This window comes from Antarctobacter sp., from assembly GCF_048262615.1.
Taxonomy (GTDB): Bacteria; Pseudomonadota; Alphaproteobacteria; order Rhodobacterales; family Rhodobacteraceae; genus Antarctobacter.
Genome location: NZ_JBLXFB010000007.1, coordinates 1 through 19,245 on the forward strand (window position 1 = coordinate 1; position 19,245 = coordinate 19,245).

21 protein-coding genes are annotated in these 19,245 nt (G+C 63.9%); 9 read left to right on the plus strand and 12 right to left on the minus strand.

The window, feature by feature from the left end; translation table 11 throughout:
* From acnA to ACN0S5_RS09435, 5 genes are all read left to right on the plus strand, one after another.
* Nucleotides 1-2,004 (plus strand): aconitate hydratase AcnA (gene acnA / locus ACN0S5_RS09415; protein WP_417207931.1); only part of this gene is annotated, 2,004 nt, incomplete at its 5' end.
* Between the two features lie 179 nt (nucleotides 2,005-2,183).
* Nucleotides 2,184-3,089, plus strand: a complete 906-nt coding sequence (locus ACN0S5_RS09420; protein ID WP_417207932.1) for a Hint domain-containing protein — start codon at nucleotides 2,184-2,186, stop codon at nucleotides 3,087-3,089.
* Nucleotides 3,090-3,401: 312 nt separating this feature from the next.
* Nucleotides 3,402-4,403 (plus strand): Hint domain-containing protein, encoded by a 1,002-nt coding sequence (locus ACN0S5_RS09425; RefSeq protein WP_417207933.1) that lies wholly within the window; start codon nucleotides 3,402-3,404, stop codon nucleotides 4,401-4,403.
* A 306-nt stretch (nucleotides 4,404-4,709) separates the two neighbouring features.
* Entirely contained in the window at nucleotides 4,710-5,624 is a 915-nt protein-coding gene (locus ACN0S5_RS09430) for a Hint domain-containing protein (protein WP_417207934.1), read from the plus strand.
* Between the two features lie 402 nt (nucleotides 5,625-6,026).
* Nucleotides 6,027-6,158, plus strand: a complete 132-nt coding sequence (locus tag ACN0S5_RS09435) for a hypothetical protein (RefSeq protein ID WP_417207935.1) — start codon at nucleotides 6,027-6,029, stop codon at nucleotides 6,156-6,158.
* 52 nt (nucleotides 6,159-6,210) lie between these two features.
* Here ACN0S5_RS09435 and ACN0S5_RS09440 read toward each other — a convergent pair whose 3' ends face one another.
* From ACN0S5_RS09440 to yajC, 11 genes are all read right to left on the minus strand, one after another.
* Nucleotides 6,211-7,053 (minus strand): c-type cytochrome, encoded by an 843-nt coding sequence (locus tag ACN0S5_RS09440; RefSeq protein WP_417207936.1) that lies wholly within the window; start codon nucleotides 7,051-7,053, stop codon nucleotides 6,211-6,213.
* A 96-nt stretch (nucleotides 7,054-7,149) separates the two neighbouring features.
* Nucleotides 7,150-7,689: a DsbE family thiol:disulfide interchange protein gene (locus ACN0S5_RS09445; protein WP_417207937.1), complete on the minus strand. Its 540-nt coding sequence runs from the start codon at nucleotides 7,687-7,689 to the stop codon at nucleotides 7,150-7,152.
* Nucleotides 7,682-7,837, minus strand: coding sequence for a heme exporter protein CcmD (ccmD, locus tag ACN0S5_RS09450; RefSeq protein ID WP_417207938.1), 156 nt, complete (start codon nucleotides 7,835-7,837; stop codon nucleotides 7,682-7,684). The genes ACN0S5_RS09445 and ccmD overlap by 8 nt, the downstream gene beginning before the upstream one ends.
* Entirely contained in the window at nucleotides 7,834-8,583 is a 750-nt protein-coding gene (gene ccmC, locus ACN0S5_RS09455) for a heme ABC transporter permease CcmC (protein ID WP_417207939.1), read from the minus strand. Before ccmC ends, ccmD begins: the two co-directional genes overlap by 4 nt.
* Before the next feature lie 74 nt (nucleotides 8,584-8,657).
* A complete protein-coding gene (gene ccmB, locus ACN0S5_RS09460; protein WP_417207940.1) occupies nucleotides 8,658-9,314 on the minus strand; it encodes a heme exporter protein CcmB in 657 nt (218 codons plus the stop codon).
* Nucleotides 9,311-9,925, minus strand: coding sequence for a heme ABC exporter ATP-binding protein CcmA (gene ccmA, locus ACN0S5_RS09465; protein WP_417207941.1), 615 nt, complete (start codon nucleotides 9,923-9,925; stop codon nucleotides 9,311-9,313). The genes ccmB and ccmA overlap by 4 nt, the downstream gene beginning before the upstream one ends.
* 112 nt (nucleotides 9,926-10,037) lie before the next feature.
* Nucleotides 10,038-10,391, minus strand: a complete 354-nt coding sequence (locus ACN0S5_RS09470; RefSeq protein WP_417207942.1) for an Mth938-like domain-containing protein — start codon at nucleotides 10,389-10,391, stop codon at nucleotides 10,038-10,040.
* A 9-nt stretch (nucleotides 10,392-10,400) separates the two neighbouring features.
* Nucleotides 10,401-11,147 carry a TSUP family transporter gene (locus ACN0S5_RS09475; protein WP_417207943.1) on the minus strand — a complete coding sequence of 249 codons (747 nt, stop codon included), beginning with the start codon at nucleotides 11,145-11,147 and terminating at the stop codon, nucleotides 10,401-10,403.
* A complete protein-coding gene (secF, locus tag ACN0S5_RS09480) occupies nucleotides 11,140-12,108 on the minus strand; it encodes a protein translocase subunit SecF (RefSeq protein WP_417207944.1) in 969 nt (322 codons plus the stop codon). Before secF ends, ACN0S5_RS09475 begins: the two co-directional genes overlap by 8 nt.
* Before the next feature lie 17 nt (nucleotides 12,109-12,125).
* Entirely contained in the window at nucleotides 12,126-13,790 is a 1,665-nt protein-coding gene (gene secD / locus ACN0S5_RS09485; RefSeq protein ID WP_417207945.1) for a protein translocase subunit SecD, read from the minus strand.
* Nucleotides 13,791-13,796: 6 nt separating this feature from the next.
* The gene (yajC, locus tag ACN0S5_RS09490; RefSeq protein WP_417207946.1) at nucleotides 13,797-14,084 is read right to left on the minus strand and encodes a preprotein translocase subunit YajC; all 288 of its coding nucleotides are present in this window, start codon (nucleotides 14,082-14,084) and stop codon (nucleotides 13,797-13,799) included.
* Nucleotides 14,085-14,311: 227 nt separating this feature from the next.
* On the opposite strand from yajC, the gene ACN0S5_RS09495 reads away from it, so the two are divergent.
* From ACN0S5_RS09495 to ACN0S5_RS09510, 4 genes are all read left to right on the plus strand, one after another.
* The gene (locus ACN0S5_RS09495) at nucleotides 14,312-15,016 is read left to right on the plus strand and encodes a trypsin-like serine peptidase (protein ID WP_417207947.1); all 705 of its coding nucleotides are present in this window, start codon (nucleotides 14,312-14,314) and stop codon (nucleotides 15,014-15,016) included.
* A gap of 89 nt (nucleotides 15,017-15,105) precedes the next feature.
* Nucleotides 15,106-16,398 (plus strand): serine--tRNA ligase, encoded by a 1,293-nt coding sequence (serS, locus tag ACN0S5_RS09500; RefSeq protein WP_417207948.1) that lies wholly within the window; start codon nucleotides 15,106-15,108, stop codon nucleotides 16,396-16,398.
* A gap of 28 nt (nucleotides 16,399-16,426) precedes the next feature.
* Complete coding sequence (locus tag ACN0S5_RS09505) at nucleotides 16,427-17,128, plus strand: hypothetical protein (protein ID WP_417207949.1); 702 nt, start codon at nucleotides 16,427-16,429, stop codon at nucleotides 17,126-17,128.
* 65 nt (nucleotides 17,129-17,193) lie between these two features.
* Entirely contained in the window at nucleotides 17,194-17,556 is a 363-nt protein-coding gene (locus ACN0S5_RS09510) for a hypothetical protein (RefSeq protein ID WP_417207950.1), read from the plus strand.
* 213 nt (nucleotides 17,557-17,769) lie between these two features.
* Here ACN0S5_RS09510 and ACN0S5_RS09515 read toward each other — a convergent pair whose 3' ends face one another.
* A complete protein-coding gene (locus tag ACN0S5_RS09515; RefSeq protein ID WP_417207951.1) occupies nucleotides 17,770-19,062 on the minus strand; it encodes an MFS transporter in 1,293 nt (430 codons plus the stop codon).
* Nucleotides 19,063-19,245 lie beyond the last annotated feature (183 nt).

The window sequence follows — 19,245 nt, forward strand, 5'->3', positions numbered from 1 at the left end:
ATCTCGATGCTGATCCCCGAGGTCATCGGCTTCAAGCTGACCGGCGCCATGATGGAAGGCACCACCGGCACCGACCTCGTTCTGAAGGTCGTGGAAATGCTGCGCGCCAAGGGCGTGGTCGGCAAGTTCGTGGAATTCTACGGCGAAGGTCTGGATCATCTGCCGCTGGCGGACCGCGCCACCATCGCCAACATGGCCCCGGAATACGGCGCCACCTGCGGCTTCTTCCCGATCGACGACGAAACCCTGCGCTACCTGACCAACACCGGCCGCGACAAGGACCGCATCGCGCTGGTCGAGGCCTACGCCAAGGAAAACGGGTTCTGGCGCGGCGCGGATTATGCGCCGGTCTACACCGACACGCTTGAACTGGACATGGGCACCATCGTTCCGGCCATTTCCGGCCCCAAGCGCCCGCAGGACTATGTCGCGCTGACCGCCGCTGCCCCGGCCTTTGAAAAGGTTGTCGCCGACTTCCGCGGCATCGACGTCTCTGCCGACGCCAAGGACATGGCCGCCGAAGGCCCCGTCGCCACCAAGCCGGTCAACATCCACAAGACCGCAAAGGTCGAAGGCGAAGGCTATGACCTGCGCGACGGCTCGGTTGTGATCGCCTCGATCACCTCCTGCACCAACACCTCGAACCCCTACGTGATGATCGGCGCAGGCCTCGTGGCCCGCAAGGCCGCCGCCCTTGGCCTGACGCGCAAGCCCTGGGTCAAGACCTCGCTGGCCCCCGGTTCGCAGGTTGTCTCCGCCTATCTGGAGGCCGCAGGCCTGCAAGAGGATCTGGACAAGATCGGCTTTAACCTTGTCGGTTATGGCTGCACCACCTGCATCGGCAACTCCGGCCCGCTTCAGCCCGAGATTTCCAAGGCGATCAACGACAACGACCTGATCGGCGTGTCGGTCCTGTCGGGCAACCGCAACTTCGAAGGCCGGATTTCGCCCGACGTGCGCGCCAACTACCTTGCCTCGCCGCCGCTGGTTGTGGCCTACGCGCTGGCCGGTGACATGAACATCGACATCACCACCGAACCGCTGGGCCAGACGCCGCAAGGCAAGGACGTCTACCTGAAAGACATCTGGCCGACCACGCAGGAAGTGGCCGATCTGGTGCAGGAAACCGTCACCCGTGAGGCGTTCCAGTCCAAATACGCCGACGTCTTCAAAGGCGACGAAAAGTGGCAGGGCGTCGAGGTTCCGCAGCAGGAAACCTATGACTGGCCGTCGACCTCGACCTACATCCAGAACCCGCCCTACTTCCAAGGCATGGCCAAGGAAAAAGGCGTCATCACCAATATCGAGGGCGCGCGCGTTCTGGCCCTGCTGGGCGACATGATCACCACCGACCACATCTCTCCGGCCGGGTCGTTCAAGGACACCACCCCAGCGGGCAAGTACCTGACCGAACGTCAGGTGCCCCAGCGTGAGTTCAACTCCTACGGCTCGCGGCGCGGCAACCACGAGGTCATGATGCGCGGCACCTTCGCCAACATCCGCATCAAGAACGAGATGCTGGACGGCGTCGAGGGCGGCTATTCCAAAGGCCCCGACGGCACCCAGACCTCGATCTACGACGCGGCGATGGCCTACAAGGACGCTGGCACCCCGCTGGTGATCTTCGGCGGCGAACAGTACGGCGCGGGCTCTTCGCGCGACTGGGCGGCCAAGGGCACGGCGCTGCTGGGCGTCAAGGCGGTCATCGCGGAATCGTTTGAGCGTATCCACCGCTCGAACCTTGTCGGCATGGGCGTCATCCCGTTCGAGTTCACCGGCGGCGACACCCGCAAATCGCTGGGCCTGACCGGCGATGAAACCGTGTCGATCTCTGGCCTTGATACGGTGCAACCGCTGCAAGAGGTGCCCTGCACCATCACCATGGCGGATGGCTCCACCAAGGAGATCACGCTGAAGTGCCGGATCGATACCGCGATTGAGGTGGAATACATCGAACACGGCGGCGTGCTGCACTACGTGCTGCGCAATCTGGCCAAGTCGTAAGATCGCAGCGTCAGAGTAACCCTCTGAACTAAAACCGATTATGGGCCGCTGTTCCTCTGGAACAGCGGCCCATTTCGTTTGTCGTCCCCGATCTGACAAACCGCTGGTTCCGAGGTGGAACCGCCGCTAACCTGCCGGCCATAACCCTATGCGGTATTTGTCTCACCCGGAGTTTCCAGATGTCCGAAACCTTTACCCACATTTTTGCCGTCGGCGGCGTCGACGGATCGGGCAACTACCAGTTGCAAGGCCCCAATGCCATCTCCTCGACCGTCAGCGACGGGGCCGATGGCGTCAACGACTCCTCCACCGCCGTGGGCGACAACGTCACCTGGACGGTGTCCAGCGTATTGGCCAGCGGCCCCTATGAGCTGATCGGCCTGACCGTGGACGGCGACCCGGTGCTGTTCGACGGGTCCGCCGCCTATGTGGCGTCGAACAACCCGACGCTTGGGCCGGGCGTTGTGAACGCCTCCAGCGCCCCAAGCTACACCTACTGCTTTGCCGCCGGAACGTTGATCGCGACACCCAACGGCGACGTCCCGGTTGAGACCCTGACCATCGGCGATACCGTGCTGACCGCTGCGGCCAGACCTGTGCCGGTCCGGTGGATCGGCCGCCAGACCCTGCGCAGCCTGTTTGCCGGTCCCGGCAATCAGCTTGTCCGCATCCGCGCCGGTGCCCTTGGCCACGGTCTGCCCCACAGCGACCTGACCGTGACCGCCGATCACGGCCTGATCCTTGACGGCCATGTGATCAACGCCTCGGCGCTGGTCAACGGCGGCAGCATCGCCTTTGTCCCACAGGCAGACCTGCCCGAAACCTTTACCGTCTACCACGTCGAGACCACAGACCATGACGTGATCCTCGCCAATGGCGCAGAGGCCGAGACCTTCATCGATTACCGTGATCGCCGCGCCTTTGACAATTTTGACGAATACCTCGATCTCTACGGGGCAGAGCGGATCATCCCGGAAATGGCGCACCCTCGGATTTCATCCCGGCGCATGTTGCCGCAGCAGATCCGGGACCGTCTGGAGCCTGTCGATGCCTCCGTTGCCCCCGACCTGGCCCGCCTTGCCTGACCGGATCAAGACCGCGAATGCGGTGGACTGGATCGAACTCGGTGACCTGCACCTTTCCGTTCTGCGCCCTCTGGCGAAAGAGACGATGCGGCGGAATGAGCCGGCTCACCCCTCGTGAAAAGGGCGCTTCGGTACCCTTTGGGGGTTGATCGGTTGCGCTGTGCCACCCCTGCATTAAGGCAAGATGCTTGACTTATCGTTAACCTTTGAGAGGGTGGAGCGGCACAAAGCCATTTTGGGGAACAGGAAAACATGCCGACAACTGTCCATTTTGAGTCGCAAGTCGGCATCGGCCCCAAGAATACTCCAGCCTTGGCCGACCCCACCAATATCGACGTCGAGATAACCGCCCTGATCGACGACGGTACGATCCTGCCCGGCGACGAGATCACGCTGTCGCAACTCGACTTTGGTCCCCCACCGGAATGGACCGCAGCAGGTCTGACCCCGGTGAACCAGGGTCCGGATCCCGGCGGCTCGGGGTTAGACGTCTACACTGCCTCTGCCTATTATTATGGAACAAGAAGTTTTTTTTCGTCCACCGGCAACCAGACCGGGTTCATTTTCGGCGCTGAACCAGTCTTTCCGAACGAGTCCGAGTTCCTGATCCTCTTCAACAATAACTTTGACTACTCCGGCGCCGATTCGATCCTTTTGGATGACATAGAAAGCTGGAACCGGTTCAACACGTCTCAACCCCTGACCAGTGAACCTGCCTGTTTTCTGGCTGGAACCATCATCGCCACGCCTGGCGGCTCTTGTGCTGTCGAAGACCTCCGGATCGGACAGCCGATCCTGACCGCCGATGACCGGGCGGTGCCCGTCAGATGGATCGGCCAGCAGGTCATCCACAGGTCTTTCTCAAACAGCAAGGCACAGCCTGTGCGCATCCGCGCCGGTGCCCTTGGCCACGACCTGCCCCACAGCGACCTGACCGTGACCGCCGACCACGGCCTGATCCTTGACGGCCATGTGATCAACGCCTCGGCGCTGGTGAACGGCGGCAGCATCGCCTTTGTCCCACAGGCAGACCTGCCCGAAACCTTTACCGTCTACCACGTCGAGACCGCAGCCCATGACGTGATCCTCGCCAATGGCGCTGAGGCCGAGACCTTCATCGATTACCGTGATCGCCGCGCCTTTGACAATTTCAACGAATACCTCGATCTCTACGGGGCAGAGCGGATCATCCCCGAGATGGCGCACCCTCGGATATCGTCCGCGCGCCATGTCCCGCGCCATATCAATGCCGCGCTCAACCCGTCAGGCACGTCTTTGGCCGTCCTGCCTCAACTCGTTTCCCGGACAGCCTGAATGCCCCGGCAAAGCCGCAGCGCGCGGCGCAAAGGCACCGGCATCCGGGAATGTCGGTGCCTGACGTCGTTTGACGGTCAGCGGAATAGGAACGGTCATGCGGTGTCAGGGCTCCGCCCCCGTCCGGACAGCAACACGCCTGACACCGCCGGGCGCTTGACGATGCGCCGTCATCCGCACGCCAAATCCAATCACCAGAGGCCAAAAATCCACAGTTTGACTCCGATAGCCAAGACGTCGCTTGAATTGATGTCAATTGGCTTCATTCTGGCGACCTGTTTTGTGCAAAATACACTGGATTGAGACATGGCCACGTTTACCATCACGCATACGGTTGCCTATGACTACGGCAGCCCGGCTGGCACTACCGGAACCTACCTGCCCCCGCCTCAGGCGACAAATGCAACGCTGGACGATGGCGAGGCCGATACATTCTTTGAAATCGGCGACACCGTGACCCTGGCAGGCGTGACCTATTCCTATCAGGGCAAGGTGCTTATCGACGGAACGGAATTCCCCATTTTCAATTATGTCGACAGTAATCCGTTCCAGTTTCGTTTGGTGATGATGGATCAGGAACCTGTGTCTCCACCCGCCTCGTTGCCGGACAGTGCAATCGACTCGGGCGATTACAACACCGTCTGCTTCGCTGCGGGAACACGCATCGCCACGGCGCGCGGCGAACAGACCGTCGACTCCCTGTCCATCGGTGACCTTGTGCTGACGCAGGACGGTGACCTTGTCCCGGTGAAATGGGTGGGACGCCAAACCAGACTGACCGGATTTTCCGGGGGCGGACTACAGCCGGTTTGTATTGCCGCCGGTGCCTTGGGCGGCGGCCTGCCCCACAGCGACCTGACCGTCACCGCCGATCACGGCATGATCCTTGACGGGGTGGTGATCAACGCCAGCGCGCTGGTCAACGGGTCGACCATTTGTTTTGTCCCGCTGGCAGAGCTTGAGGACCGCATCACGGTCTACCACGTAGAAACCGAAGGCCATGAGATCATCCTCGCCAATGGCGCGCCCTCGGAGACCTTTATCGACTACCGCGACCGCCGCGCCTTTGACAACTTCCAGGAGTATGTCGACCTTTACGGCTGTGAACGGATCATCCCCGAGATGACCCGCCCGCGCATTTCCAGCGCGCGCCTTCTGCCAGAGGCCATCCGGGACAGACTGAAGAGTCCGGCGGACGACGAACTGGTCCTGTCGGCGTAACGCCCCTGCACCTGCCCGCGCATGGCACGGGCCGGTTTCGCCCCGGCCTTGGAGGTGTCATTTCCCGGCGCACCAACGCCAACGAGAACGACCGCAGGCACGCGGCCCCTGAACAGGGGGCGGCGGCCTGTCGGGTTCTGGCCATTGCGGTCCGCAAGGCCCCGCAGGACGCCGCCCATCTGGCCGCCTTCCCTGTGTCGGACAAGGCCGGGTTTCTTACCGGAGAAGTGATCGGCCTGCACGGCGGCTGGCAATAGGCTGCCAATTTCGCGGGCAACCACGCCGAAATCCGCGCAAACCCCTCGCGTTGCGGGTATTCCTGACCTGCGCGGCACCGGTTTCCCCCTGTAAATCCATCTTGAGATCCCATGTCTTGGACATAAAGACGGATGAGGCAGAACCATGAAAACCATCACACTCATACAGGCCGCCGTGCTGTTGATGCTGGCCGTGATCGGCGCGTATGCCGGGCAGGACACGGGCAACCACAACTGCGCAGCCCCCACCGCGACGGTCGCGGTCTGCGAAAAGTGATCGCAGACCACTAAGCGCCGTGTCGGCCCCCGTCAGCCCCTGTCAGCCCCTGTCAGCCCTCGTCGGGCAGCGGCGGCAGGCTGCGCAGGTACAGGATGACCGCTGACAGGTCGTCGGCGGTCATCTGCGCCAGATAGCCATAGGGCATGGGCGGCATCATCGGCTCCCCCTCCGGACGCATCCCCTTGGTGATCATGTCGCGCAGTTCTGCGTCGGAATAATCCTTTATGCCATCCTCATGCGAGGTAAGGTTCGCCGCCACAGAGGTGCCCCACGGCCCGTGAAACTCGAACCCGCCCGCGCCCAGCCGGGTGTCCAGCATCGGACCCATCTCACCCATCGGGGTATGGCATTCCATGCAGTGGGCGACCGGCCCGGCCAGATACGCGCCATAGGCGACACTGACGCCCTCCTCCGGGTGCGGCACGCTGTCGATGGGCGGGCCATAGGCAGGCGGCAGCGGGATGTTGTAGGTGCTCTTGCCCGGATCGTTCTCGACCGCGGGCACCGTGCGCAGATACATCACCATGCTCATCACGTCGTCATCCGACAATCCGCGATACATGGGAAACGGCATCGGCGGTCCGATGATCGAGCCGTCCGGGCGCAGCCCTTCGCGGATTGCCTTTGCCAGTTCCGCATCGCTCCAGCCGCTCACCGCGCCCGCAGGGGTGATGTTGGCCGATATGGCGGTAAAGGCGGGGTTCTTCTCGACCAGCCGTCCGGCCAGCGCCTGTTCCATCACCGGGCCTTGTGGACCGAGCGGCGTGTGGCAATTGCCGCAGCCCGCAGGCCCCTCGATAAGGTAACGGCCACGGTCAAGGCTGGGCGCGGCTTGGGCCACGGCCCCGCAAACGGCCAGTGCAACGATCAGTCCAGTCAATCTTGGGATCATGTCCCTCTCCCTGAAAAAATCTTCGTCCAAAAACGCTTCGACTCGCACGTGAGGGCAAGTTTACCGCGTCCCAAAGAAGTCTCTCAGGGAAATCTTTTAGCGCCCCAGCGCCTCGTTCAGCTTGGGCACAAACCGCTGTTCATAGTCCGAACCAACCAGCGGCCCCACGAACTTGAAAACCACCGTGCCGTCGCCATCAAGGATAAAGGTCTCGGGCGGGCCGGTCACACCCCAGTCGATCGCCGAGCGCCCCGCCGGATCAAACGCCACCGCCATAAAGGGGTTGCCATCTTCCGACAGGTATTTGGTCGCGTTGCCCTCTTGGTCCTTGAAGTTGACGCCGACGATGCGCAGCCCGTCCTTTTGCATCTGCAACAATACCGGATGCTCGACGCGGCAGGGCGGGCACCAGCTGGCCCAGAAGTTGACCAGCGTCACCTCGCCAGAGGCCAGCATCTCTGGCGTGATGGCGTCATAGCCGGTCAGCGCCACATCGGTCATCGCCGGGGCCGGTTTGCCCTCGAACATGGATTCAAGGTCGTCTTTGCCCTCGCGTCCCAGTCCCAGATAAAACAACAGCCCGAGCCCGGCAAAAATCAGCGGCGGCGCGACCATCAGTGGGGAAATCCTAGCCATTTTTCTGACGCTCCTCGATACGCTCCAGATCCGCCCGGACCTTGCGGGACCGGCGGACGCTGGCCGCCACCAACAGCAACAGCAACAACAGCGACACGCCATATGACGCCAGCACCGTGACCGCGTATTTTCCCAGTTCGGGCATCATGCCATCCGCTCCCGTGCCAGCAGCGCGCGCGCCCGGCGGGCGCGGATTTCGGTCTGCGTGCGCAGCAGCACCAGCGCCACAAACAGCAGGACAAACCCGATGCCGGATATCATCAGCGGCAGGAAATAGACGTTGCTGACCTTTTCGCCGGTATCCGCGCCGGTCACAGCCCCCGCGCGCAGCACCGACGATCCCTGATGCAGGCCCTGATTCCAGAACTGCACCGCATAACGGCTGAGCAGTGCAAAGACGGACCCCACAAGGCACAGGATCGCCGTCAGGTCGGCGGCGGTGTCATCGTCCTCGATCGCCTCCCACAGGGCCATATAGCCAAGGTAGAACAGGAACAGGATCAGAAACACGGTCAGGCGCGGGTCCCACGCCCACCACGTGCCCCACATCGGCTGGCCCCAGATCGCCCCGGTCACAAGGCCGATCACCGTCATCACCGCCCCGATGGGGGCCGCCGCGCGGGCGGCCAGCGCACTGACATGGTGGCGGCGCACGATCCAGATCAGCGAGGCGATCAGCATCATCATCCATGCGTTGATCGCCATCATGGCCGCCGGGACGTGCAGATAGATGATCTTGACCGTGGATCCCTGCCGGTAATCCTCGGGCGTAAAGAAGAACCCCCAGACCAGACCGACGACCAGACAAATGGCCGCCGCCCATGTCACCCAAGGCAACAGCACATCCGCCGTGCGGATGAACTTGACCGGATTGGCATATTCCCAGATCGACATCGCCTCGTGCCTCCCATGACTCCGGCGGTTACAGCGCAAATATCGCTTGGGTGCAATACGTCACCACCGCGCGCTCACCGCAGGTTGATCCGCAGGACAGCCGCGCTAGCAAACGGCAACAGCGCCGTGACCCCGAAACTGATCCCCGCCAGCATGAGCAGCGGCGTTTCCACCGCCAGCCCCTCGGCCCCGCGCCGCGCCACCTCGGCCCCGAATATCAGCGTCGGCACATAGAGCGGCAGCACCAGCAGCGACATCAACAGCCCGCCGCGTTTCAGCCCCACGGTCAGCGCCGCGCCAAAGGTGCCGATCACCGACAGCGCCGGCGTGCCAATCGCAAGGCTGACGAACAGCCACAGATAGCCCGGCCCGGCAAGGTTCAGCAGCACCCCCAGCAAAGGCGCGGCCAGCACCAGCGGCAGGCCGGTGGTGATCCAGTGGGCCAGCGCCTTGACGCTGACAATCCCCTCCATCGGCAGCGGCGCGGTGGCCAGCAGATCCAGCGAGCCGTCCTCCCAGTCCAGCGCAAAGATCCGGTCCAGCGACAGCAGGCAGGCCAGCAGCGCGCCGATCCACAACACACCGGGCGCAATCTGCGTCAGCAGGCCGGTTTGCGGGCCAACGGCAAAGGGCACCAGCACCGTGACGATCAGGAAGAACGCAAGGCCAAGGCCAAAGCCACCCCCGGCCCGCACCGCCAGTCGCAGGTCGCGTGTCAGCAGCGCGATCACAGGAACGCCTCGTCCTGAACGGCGGCGCGCGGTGTGGCGCGATAGGGGGCGACGTCAAAAACCTCCGCCTCGGGGATGGACAGGTCGATATGCGTCGCCATCAGCGCCGATCCCCCCTGCCCCAGATGCGCGCGGACGGCCCCCGCGAACAGCGCCACGGATTCGGTGTCCAGCGAGACGGTCGGTTCATCCAGCACCCAGACCGGCCGCCCGGTGACCATCAACCGCGCCAGCCCCAGCCGCCGCTTTTGTCCCGCCGACAGCGTCCCGGCCAGCCGGTCCTGCAAACCCACAAGGTTGAAGGCCGCCAGCGCCTCGTCAATGCCCGAGGTGCCAAAGACCCGCGCCCAGAAGTGCAGGTTCTCGGCCACGCTCAGCATGGTTTTCAACCCGTCGGCATGACCGGCATAGGCGATCCGTTCACCCGCGCCGGTGACCTTGCCCGCCATCGCGGGCTGCAACCCGGCGACCGTGCGCAACAGCGTCGTCTTGCCCGCACCATTCGGCCCGCGCAGCACCAGCGCCCGACCGGAGGGCAAGGCAAAGCTCACCCCGTCCAGAACCGGCACGCCGCCGCGCGCCACCGTCAGATCCGCTACCGTCAATTCCATGACACCCGGCTTATCCCAGCCCCGCGCGCCGCAAAAGACCCAAGCCGCGCCCGCGACGCCATGCCCGCGATGAAACGATTTTTCGACGAAAAATCGCCTCTGCCCGAACGGTTCAGACCGGCAGCGCGGCCACCGCTACCCGCCGCCCTTCGCTGAGCAACACGTTGTAGGTGCGGCAGGCGGAGGGAGAGTTCATCGCCTCGACGCCCAGCCCCGCCTCTTCAAGCTGCGCGCGCAGACCGGCGGGCACATGCGCCGTCTCGGCCCCGGTGCCGATGAACAGCACGTCCACCAAACCTACCATGCTCAGCAGCGTTTCCACATCGTCCAGCCCGCCCCAGTCGGCGCGGCCCCGGTCCCACATGAGCAGCGGGCCCTGATGGACCGTCCCGCCCACGCGGAAAAACCCCGGCCCATAGCCATCCACCGGCACGGCATCGGTATAGGTGATCTCATTCAGTCGCATGGCCCTGTCCTACTCCCAAACCGGCAGGCCAGACAAGGCCGCCACCGCGATCAGGAGATAAGCCGCCGCGCGGTACAGCCGCTCCTGATCCGGTCGGAACAGGCCGCCGCCGACCCAGTTCCCCGCCACATTGGGCAGCGCCAAGGCCAGCCCCAGCGCCGCCCCCGCCAGCGAGACCCGCCCCATGCCGGTCATGTAGCCGACGATCAGGATGTCGAAGAAGAACAGGAACAGCAGGATGGTCGCCCGGATCACTGCCACCGGCAGCGGCCGCGACATGTAGAACAGGATGACAACCGGGCCGGGAATGCCCGCAACACCGCCCAGCAGCCCCGCAGCCGCCCCAATGCCCGCAACCATTGTGCGCCGCACCGCCCCGCGATAGCGCAGCCCCAGCAGCAAAACCGCCACCATACCCAGCGACACAAGGCTCACGGCATAGCGAAACACCTCTGGCTCAACCCGAGTCAGCACCCATAACCCCACCGGCAGCGCCAGGGCGCAGCCCGCCAGCAGGCGCCACAGGTCCGGCTTCTCGACCGAGCCCCAGGCCCGCCGCAGATTGGGCAGCGGGCCGAAAAGATCCATGATCGTCAACGCGAGGATCGCGCCAAATGGGCCCAAGATCGGCGCGGCGACGGGCAGAAAGACCATCGCCGTACCAAAGCCGGAAAAGCCGCGCACCAGACCGCCCAGAAACGCAGCGGCGATCAGCCAGCCCAGCCCCGCCGGGGCCAAGCCGAAAAACTCAGGCATCAATGTCGCCGAACTGGTTGCCGGTGGTGTCCACCGGCTTGGACCAGTCGCGTTTCACGCCCAGACGCATCAGGATCGTCGAGGCCACAAAGATCGACGAATAGGTGCCGACAATCACCCCCCAGATCATCGCAAAGACAAAGCCCCGGATCACGTCGCCGCCCAGCACAAACAGCGCGATCAGCGCCAGCAGCGTGGTCAGCGAGGTCATGAAGGTCCGGCTCAGCGTCTCGTTGATCGACAGGTTCAGCACGTCTTTCAGGGTCAGCGACTTGAACTTGATCAGGTTCTCGCGCACCCGGTCGAACACCACCACCGTATCGTTCAGCGAATAGCCCACGATGGTCAGCAAGGCGGCGATGATCGCCAGATCGAACCGGATCTGAAGCTCCGAGAAGATACCGATGGTCAGCACCACGTCATGCACCAGCGCCGCCACCGCCCCCACGGCAAACTGCCATTCGAACCGCAGCCAGACGTAGATCAGCACCGCCCCGATCGCCAGCATCACCGCGATGGCCGCCGTGCGGATCAACTCGCCCGAGACCTTGGGCCCCACCGATTCGACCGAGACGAACTTGATGTCCGGCGCCACCTCGGCCAGCGCCAGCCGCGCCTGTTCGATCACATCGGTGCTGACCGCCTCTTCGCCGTCCTGCGCGCCAATGCGGATCATGGCAACGTTCTGGTCGTCGCGGAAATTGGGATCAAAGACCTCCGAGATCACCACGTCGCCCAGCTCCAGCGCCGCCAGCGCATCGCGATACTGGCCAACATCCACCTGAACCGAGGTTTCGGTCCGGATCGTGGTGCCGCCGCGAAAGTCGATGCCGTAGTTCAGGCCGCGCAGGCCAAAACTTGCCAGCGCCAGCGCGATCATGACCACCGAAATGCCCAGCCACAGCACCGGGCGCGAGAAGAAATCGAACTTTGTCTGTTCGGGAACCAGTTTCAGGCGCATGTCAGGACGAGCCCCCTTTATACTTCGATGGTTTTCGGACGGCGGCGTTCGAACCAGATAACGATCAAAAGCCGCGTGACAAAGATCGCCGTAAAGACAGAGGTCAGGATGCCGAAGCCCAGCGTGATGGCAAAGCCGCGCACCGGACCAGAGCCCATGACATAAAGGATCACCGCCGTGATGAAGGTGGTGATGTTGGCGTCGATGATCGCCGACAGCGCCTTTTCATAGCCCAGTTCGATCGCCCGCGCCGGCCCCTTGGCGGTGCGCAGTTCCTCGCGGATGCGTTCGAACACCAGCACGTTGGCGTCGACGGCCATACCCACGGTCAGCACGATCCCCGCGATGCCCGGCAAGGTCAGCGTGGCCCCGATCAGCGACAGCAGGCCAAAGATCAGCGCGATGTTGAGGATGAGCGCGATATTGGCAAAGATCCCGAACAATCCATAGCTGAGCGCCATGAACACCAGCACCGCGACAAAGGCCACCGCCGTCGCGATCTTGCCCGCGTCGATGCTGTCCTGTCCCAGTTCCGGGCCGATCGTGCGCTCTTCAAGGAACACCATCTTGGCCGGCAACGCACCGGCGCGCAGCAGAACCGCCAGATGAGTCGATTCCTCGACCGTGAAGTTGCCGGTGATGATGCCCGACCCGCCGGGAATATGGCTCTGGATCACCGGGGCGCTGATCACCTCGTTGTCCAGCACAATGGCAAAAGGAGAGCCGATGTTGCTGGCGGTATAGTCACCGAACTTGCGCGCCCCCGACGGGTTGAAGCTGAAGTTCACCGCCGGGCGGCCGTTCTGGTCAAAGGCGGGCTGCGCGTTGGTCAGTTCCTCACCGGTGACAACAGGGGCCTGTTCAAGGATGTAGAACACGCCTTCTTCGTCCAGCGCGGGCACCAGTTCGTTGCCCGCTCCGGGGCGTTCGCTGGCGTCGGTGGTGCGGCTGACCACCGGCTGAAAGGTCAGCTGCGCGGTGGTGCCGATGATCGCCTTCAGTTCCGCCGCCGAGCCGATGCCCGGCACCTGAATCAGAATGCGGTCAAAACCCTGCCGCTGGATCGTCGGTTCGCGTGTGCCAACCTCGTCGATGCGGCGGCGGATGATCTCAAGGCTTTGCTGCATGGTGCGGTTGTCCATGGCCTGCTGTTCGGCCTCGGACAGAGAGACGACAACCACGTCGTCCTCGCCCCGCACAACGATGTCGGTCGATCCGGCCCCGGTCAGCGACACCACCGGCTGCGCAAGGCCGCGCACCAGTTCCATCGCCCGGTCCATGCCACCGGGTTCCGAGATCTTGATCCGCAATTCGCCTTTGGTGGCGGAAGGTTGCAGGCGGATGGTGCCAACAGTGTCGCGCGCGTCGCGCAACACATCGCGCACCTCGGGCCACAGCGCCTCCATGCGCGCCTCATAGACATCCTCGACCTGAACCTCGGCCAGCAGATGCGCGCCGCCGCGCAGGTCCAGCCCCAGATTCACCAGCCCCGAAGGCAGATACGACGGCCATGTGGCCGCCGCATCCCGGTTCTCGGAGGTGTCGAACCCCGCATCAATCGCCTTTACAGCGTCATTGTGGACCTCAACCCGGTTGTAAAAGACGTTTGGCGTGGCAAGGATCAGGCCGACCGCGACGGTCAGCCAGATCAGCACGCGTTTCCAGAGATCGACCTGAAGCATCCGGGATCAGCTTTCTGCCGGTTCGGTTTTCGACAGCACCTGCGCGATGGTCGCCTTGACCACACGCACCTTGACGCCCTCGGCGATCTCGACCTCGATTTCCTTGTCGTCCTTGACCTTGGCGACCTTGCCGATCAACCCGCCCTGGGTGACGACCTGATCGCCCCGGCGCACGGCATTCACCATTTTCTGGTGCTCCTTCATCTTCTTTTGCTGCGGACGGATCAGCAGAAAATACATGATCGCGAAGATCAGGATGAGCGGAAGAAACTGGCCGATTGCGCTTGCGTCCATTTGGGATGCTCCTGTTGATTTGAGACGGGGCACCCCCCGCGAAAGTTGGCCGGAACCTATGCGCGGCGCAGGTCAGATGCAAGGTAGGCCGATGCGCTGCGCCGCTTTGACGTAAAGGCGACTTTGTCGCGGTCCCCTGCGGGAAATATACAGGCCCGCCCCGCTTGGCTATCACAGGGGCCAAAGACCGGGTCCGACGCCCCCGGTCAACCGGAACGGAGGGGAACATGCGGCCAGTCTTCTCGGCCCTGTGGGACAGCCTGTCGGCCCTTCGGGACGGCGGCCTGTCCGGCCTTGCGCTGCTCATGTGCTGCGCCCTGCCCCGAACCGCGATGGCCGAGGATGAGCCCGCCATCGGGCGGCTCAACACCGCCAGCTACCGCACCGCCGAGATGTGCACCGCCACCCTGATCGCCCCGGACCGCGCGCTGACCGCCGCCCATTGCGTCACCCGGCCAGAGGACGGCTATCTCAAACGCATCACCGATATGGTCTTTGTCGCGGGCTGGGACGGCACGGACCACAGCGGCGCGTCCCGGATCAAGGCGGTGCATGTGCATCCGCTGGCCTATTCCGGGGGCCGCTTCGACCTGCGCCATGACATCGCCGTCATCGACCTGACAGAGCCGCTTGCCCCCCCGCCGCTGAACATCGGCAACGCCGCCCTGCCCGGTCCGCTGACGCTGATGGGGTATCGCCGCTCGCGCCCGCACCGGCTGACCGTGACGCCGCTGTGTTATGGCACCGAAACCTCCGGCCTCTGGCGCATCGGCTGCCGGGTCGAACCGGGGCAAAGCGGCGGCCCGGTGCTGTCCGGGACCGGCGCGGCCCGCCGGGTTGTCGCCGTGATCGTCGCCGTCACCCGCGACGAAGAGGCGCTTGTGGTGCCCGTCGATGGCTGGGCGCGGCAACAATTCGCGCCAACCCGTTGAGCGCGCGCCCAAAGACCCCCCGCCCCTCTACCGTCCTGCGACAAGATCGGGCATAACCGCCCCGACTCATCTGACCACTGGAGATTGTCATGCACGACATCCGCGCCATCCGCGAAAACCCCGCCGCCTGGGATGCGGCGCTGGCCCGCCGTGGAGTGGAGGCGATGTCGTCATCCGTGCTGGACCTCGACACCGCCCGCCGCGCCGCGATCACCGCCGCCGAAGAGGCGCAGGCCGACCAGAACCGCGCCTCCAAGGAGGTCGGCCGCGCCAAGGCCAGCGGCGACGAGGCGGAATTTGAACGGCTGCGCGCGCTGGTCGCCGCGAAAAAGGCCGAAGTGGCGGACATGCAGGACAAGGCCAGGACGCTGGACAGCGACCTGACCGACTTGCTCATGGGCGTGCCCAACCTGCCGCATGCGGATGTGCCCGATGGCGCGGACGAAAATGACAACGTCGAAATTCACCGCTGGGGCACTCCCCGCAGCTTCGATTTCACGCCCAAGGAACACTACGACCTCGACGGCGTAAAACCGGGCATGGACTTTGAGACCGCCGCCAAACTGTCCGGCGCGCGCTTTGTCGTGTTGTCCGGGGCCGTGGCGCGCATCCACCGTGCATTGGCCCAGTTCATGCTCGACACCCATATCGAGGACAACGGCCTGACAGAGACATGGACCCCGGTCCTTGTCCGCCCGGACATGATGTATGGCACCGGCCAACTGCCAAAATTCGGCGAAGACAGCTATGAGACCACCAACGGCTGGTGGCTGATCCCCACGGCAGAGGTGACGCTGACCAATATCGTCAACGGATTGGTCGTCGATGAGGGCTATCTGCCCCGCCGCTACGTCGCCCATTCGCAATGCTTCCGCTCCGAGGCAGGCAGCGCGGGCCGCGACACCGCCGGGATGCTGCGCCAGCACCAGTTCGAAAAGGTCGAGATGGTCTCGATCACCAAACCCGAAAACAGCCTCGCGGAACACGACCGCATGACCGGCTGCGCGCAGGGCATCCTTGAACGGCTGGGCCTGCCCTACCGGACCGTGGTGCTGTGCACCGGCGACATGGGGTTCGGCGCGCAGCGCACCCATGACATCGAGGTGTGGTTGCCCGGTCAGGACACCTACCGCGAAATCAGCTCTGTCTCGGTCTGCGGTGACTTTCAGGCGCGGCGCATGAACGCCCGCTACAAACCCGCCGAAGGCGGCAAGCCGGAATTTGTCCACACCCTGAACGGATCGGGCCTTGCCGTCGGGCGCTGCCTGATCGCGGTGCTGGAAAACGGCCAGCAGGCGGATGGCTCTGTCGATCTGCCCGAGGCGCTGCACCCCTATCTGCGCGGCCGCACCCGCCTGACCGCCGAGGGCACGCTGGCATGAGAAAACCCGGCGCACAGGAGACCGCGACATGACGCGCCTCTGGGCCCTTCTCTGCGTCGTGGCGGCGCTGGCCTTTATGGCCTCGCCCCTGCTTGCGCCCGGTTTCAACGGGTTTGAGCCGTCGCAATTCCCGGTATCGCTTGAAGATCCGCCGGTGCAGCCCGCCGGATACGCCTTTGCGATCTGGGGGCTGATCTATATCTGGCTGGTGGCCGGAACCGGCTTTGGCCTGCTCCGCCGCAGCGACGATGTCGACTGGATGCCGATGCGTCCGCCGCTGTTTGTCAGCCTCGCGGTGGGCACGGTCTGGCTGCCGGTGGCGCAGCTTTCGCCGGTGCTGGCCACCGCGCTAATCTGGATCATGCTGGCCAGCGCGCTGCTGGCGCTCTGGCGGACCGGCGACACCGACCGCTGGCTGCAACAGGGGCCGGTGGCGGTCTATGCCGGATGGCTGACGGCGGCGGCCTGCGTCGCGCTTGGCGTGCTGGTCGGCGGCTATGGCTGGCTGCCGCCGACCCCGGCGGCGCTGCTGTCGCTGGCGCTCTGCATGGTGCTTTCGGTCACGATGCAATACCGCCTGCACCGCGCGCCGGAATACGGCATGACGGTGATCTGGGCGCTGGTGGGCGTTGTGGTGGCCAACTGGCAGCCATTCAACGCCGCCGTGACCCTGCTGGCCCTCGTCGGGATGATCGCCATCCTCGGCGTGCGCGCCACCGACACCGAGTAACGCTGGACAGATCGGCGGTCCTGACCCTAGGCTGGGGGCGGTTTCCCCGAACGAAAGCCTTTGCCATGCGCGCCCTTTTGCTCTCTGCCTGCCTGCTTGGTGCCACGCCCGCGGTGGCGCAGGACGTCGGTCAGGACGGCAGCCAAACGCTGGATATCGCCGGCACCTACCGGGTCGAGGGCCGCAACCCGGATGGCTCTGCCTACACCGGCGAGCTGCGCCTGACCGCGCAAGGCGCGCGCTACACCGGCGAATGGACAATTGCCGGTCAGGTCTTTCAGGGCATCGGCACGCTGGAGGGCCGGGTGCTGTCGCTGATCTGGGACGAAGGCGCCGAGCCGGTGGTCTACGTCCTGATGCCGGACGGAGAACTGCACGGCACATGGGCCGACGGCCGCGCTCTCGACAGACTGGAACCGCTGCGCTGAGGCTGGCCGCACCGGCCCCAGATGGTCGGCGTCCCTGTCCCGGTTTGACAGGATACCGGTGTTGCCCGCTGCGTCCCCCCCCCGGTGTTGAAGGTCAGAGGGCTTTGCCCCCGGCGTCACAATCTGACCCGAGATCAGGACACTCGGCCAAGCAGACCAACGGGCAGATGCATCAAAGACCGCCTGTGGCGAAGGCCGCGACAGCCACAAAGGTCAGTGACCGGAGTCCGCGGTCAATCGTCTGGCCAACACAACGGCCAGTATCACGGCAATGAACAGAAACGCCGCCCCCACAATCCACGCGACAGGTGTGGCGTATATTTCGGCGACGGCGCCGGCCAGCACCAGCCCCAAGGCCGCCCCCAACTGCCGTATCAACGAACTCAACGACAGGATGGTCGACCTCTGACGATCCTCAACACAGCGATGCAGAATGCTGCTGGCAGGTGTCTCGCTGACACCAAGGATCACGGAAAACACAATAAAAAACGCCACAAAGCCGACGATACCGCCTTGCAACGCCAATGCGATCTGAGCGCACGCCAGACAAGCAAACGTCGCCGCCAGCGTGATGGCGTGCCGCCGCTTGAAGATCCGGCTGATGTACGGGGACACAGATGCGCCGAAAGCGGTCGAGAAAAAATAGGTCGCCGTCAGGACACCGATGACGGTGTTTGCATAAGCTTCGTCCAACATGGGACGCGCATGGGTCGGCCAGATCACCTCGACCGGGTTGGTGGCCATCAGAAAGAACGCCAGCGATGCCAGCAGGATCGACAGCGCGGGATGTCTCAGCGCCAAAAGGCCCGCGTCCTTGATCACCGTTGGGACAGTGGCGAAGCCGCGCAAGAGCGCATTGCCATTTTTCGGACGCGGCGTTTCGACGATGGCCAACAGCGTAAAAACAAACACGCCCAGCATCACACCAAAACTTGCCATGTAAGACACGTCATAGATGCCGAACCCCAGGTGTGTTGCCACCTCGCCCCAAAGATCGGGCAGCAATCCCCCCAGGACGGCACCAACGGCCAATCCCACGGCATTGGCCCATTGCGCTTTGGCCAGGGCGGGCTGGACGTCCACATCAGGCGCGGCGGCTTTGAACGTCTCGACAAACCACGCATCCAGCGTGCCGGACCGAAGCGCGCGCCCAAAACCGATAAACGCAAATGATAGCGCCAGCACAAGAAACTCACTGGAAGAGAGAAAAAGCGCGAGCGAAATCAGGCTGGCGATGACCGCCGCCAAAAAGACTGGCTTGCGGCCAATGCTGTCGGCAAGGCCACCAAACGGCAACTCCATCGCCATCGTCGTAAGCGAGTAGACCCCAAAAAGCAGCGAGATCTGAAAAAGATCCATGCCACGGTCAGTCAAGGCCAGCGCAACAACGGCCACCGTCAGACCCATCGCAAAACGGTCAAGGAACTGGTGTATCTGAAACACCCGGATATGGTGTCGCGCGGGCGCGTTCAGCGCTGCAAATGAGAACTCTGTTTCGGTGGCCATTTTTGCAACATCGACGTTGCCGCCGCCGTGTTCAATACATCAGATGGGCCGGACCCTTTTCCGCGCGATACAGCAGCCGTTTCAGCAAGCGCGGCGCATGCTGGATCTGTCCCGATCAGCGGACCTTGCCGCATGCCGAGATGAGATTGTGTCCGGGTCCATACTGCATGACGTTCCGGTCAA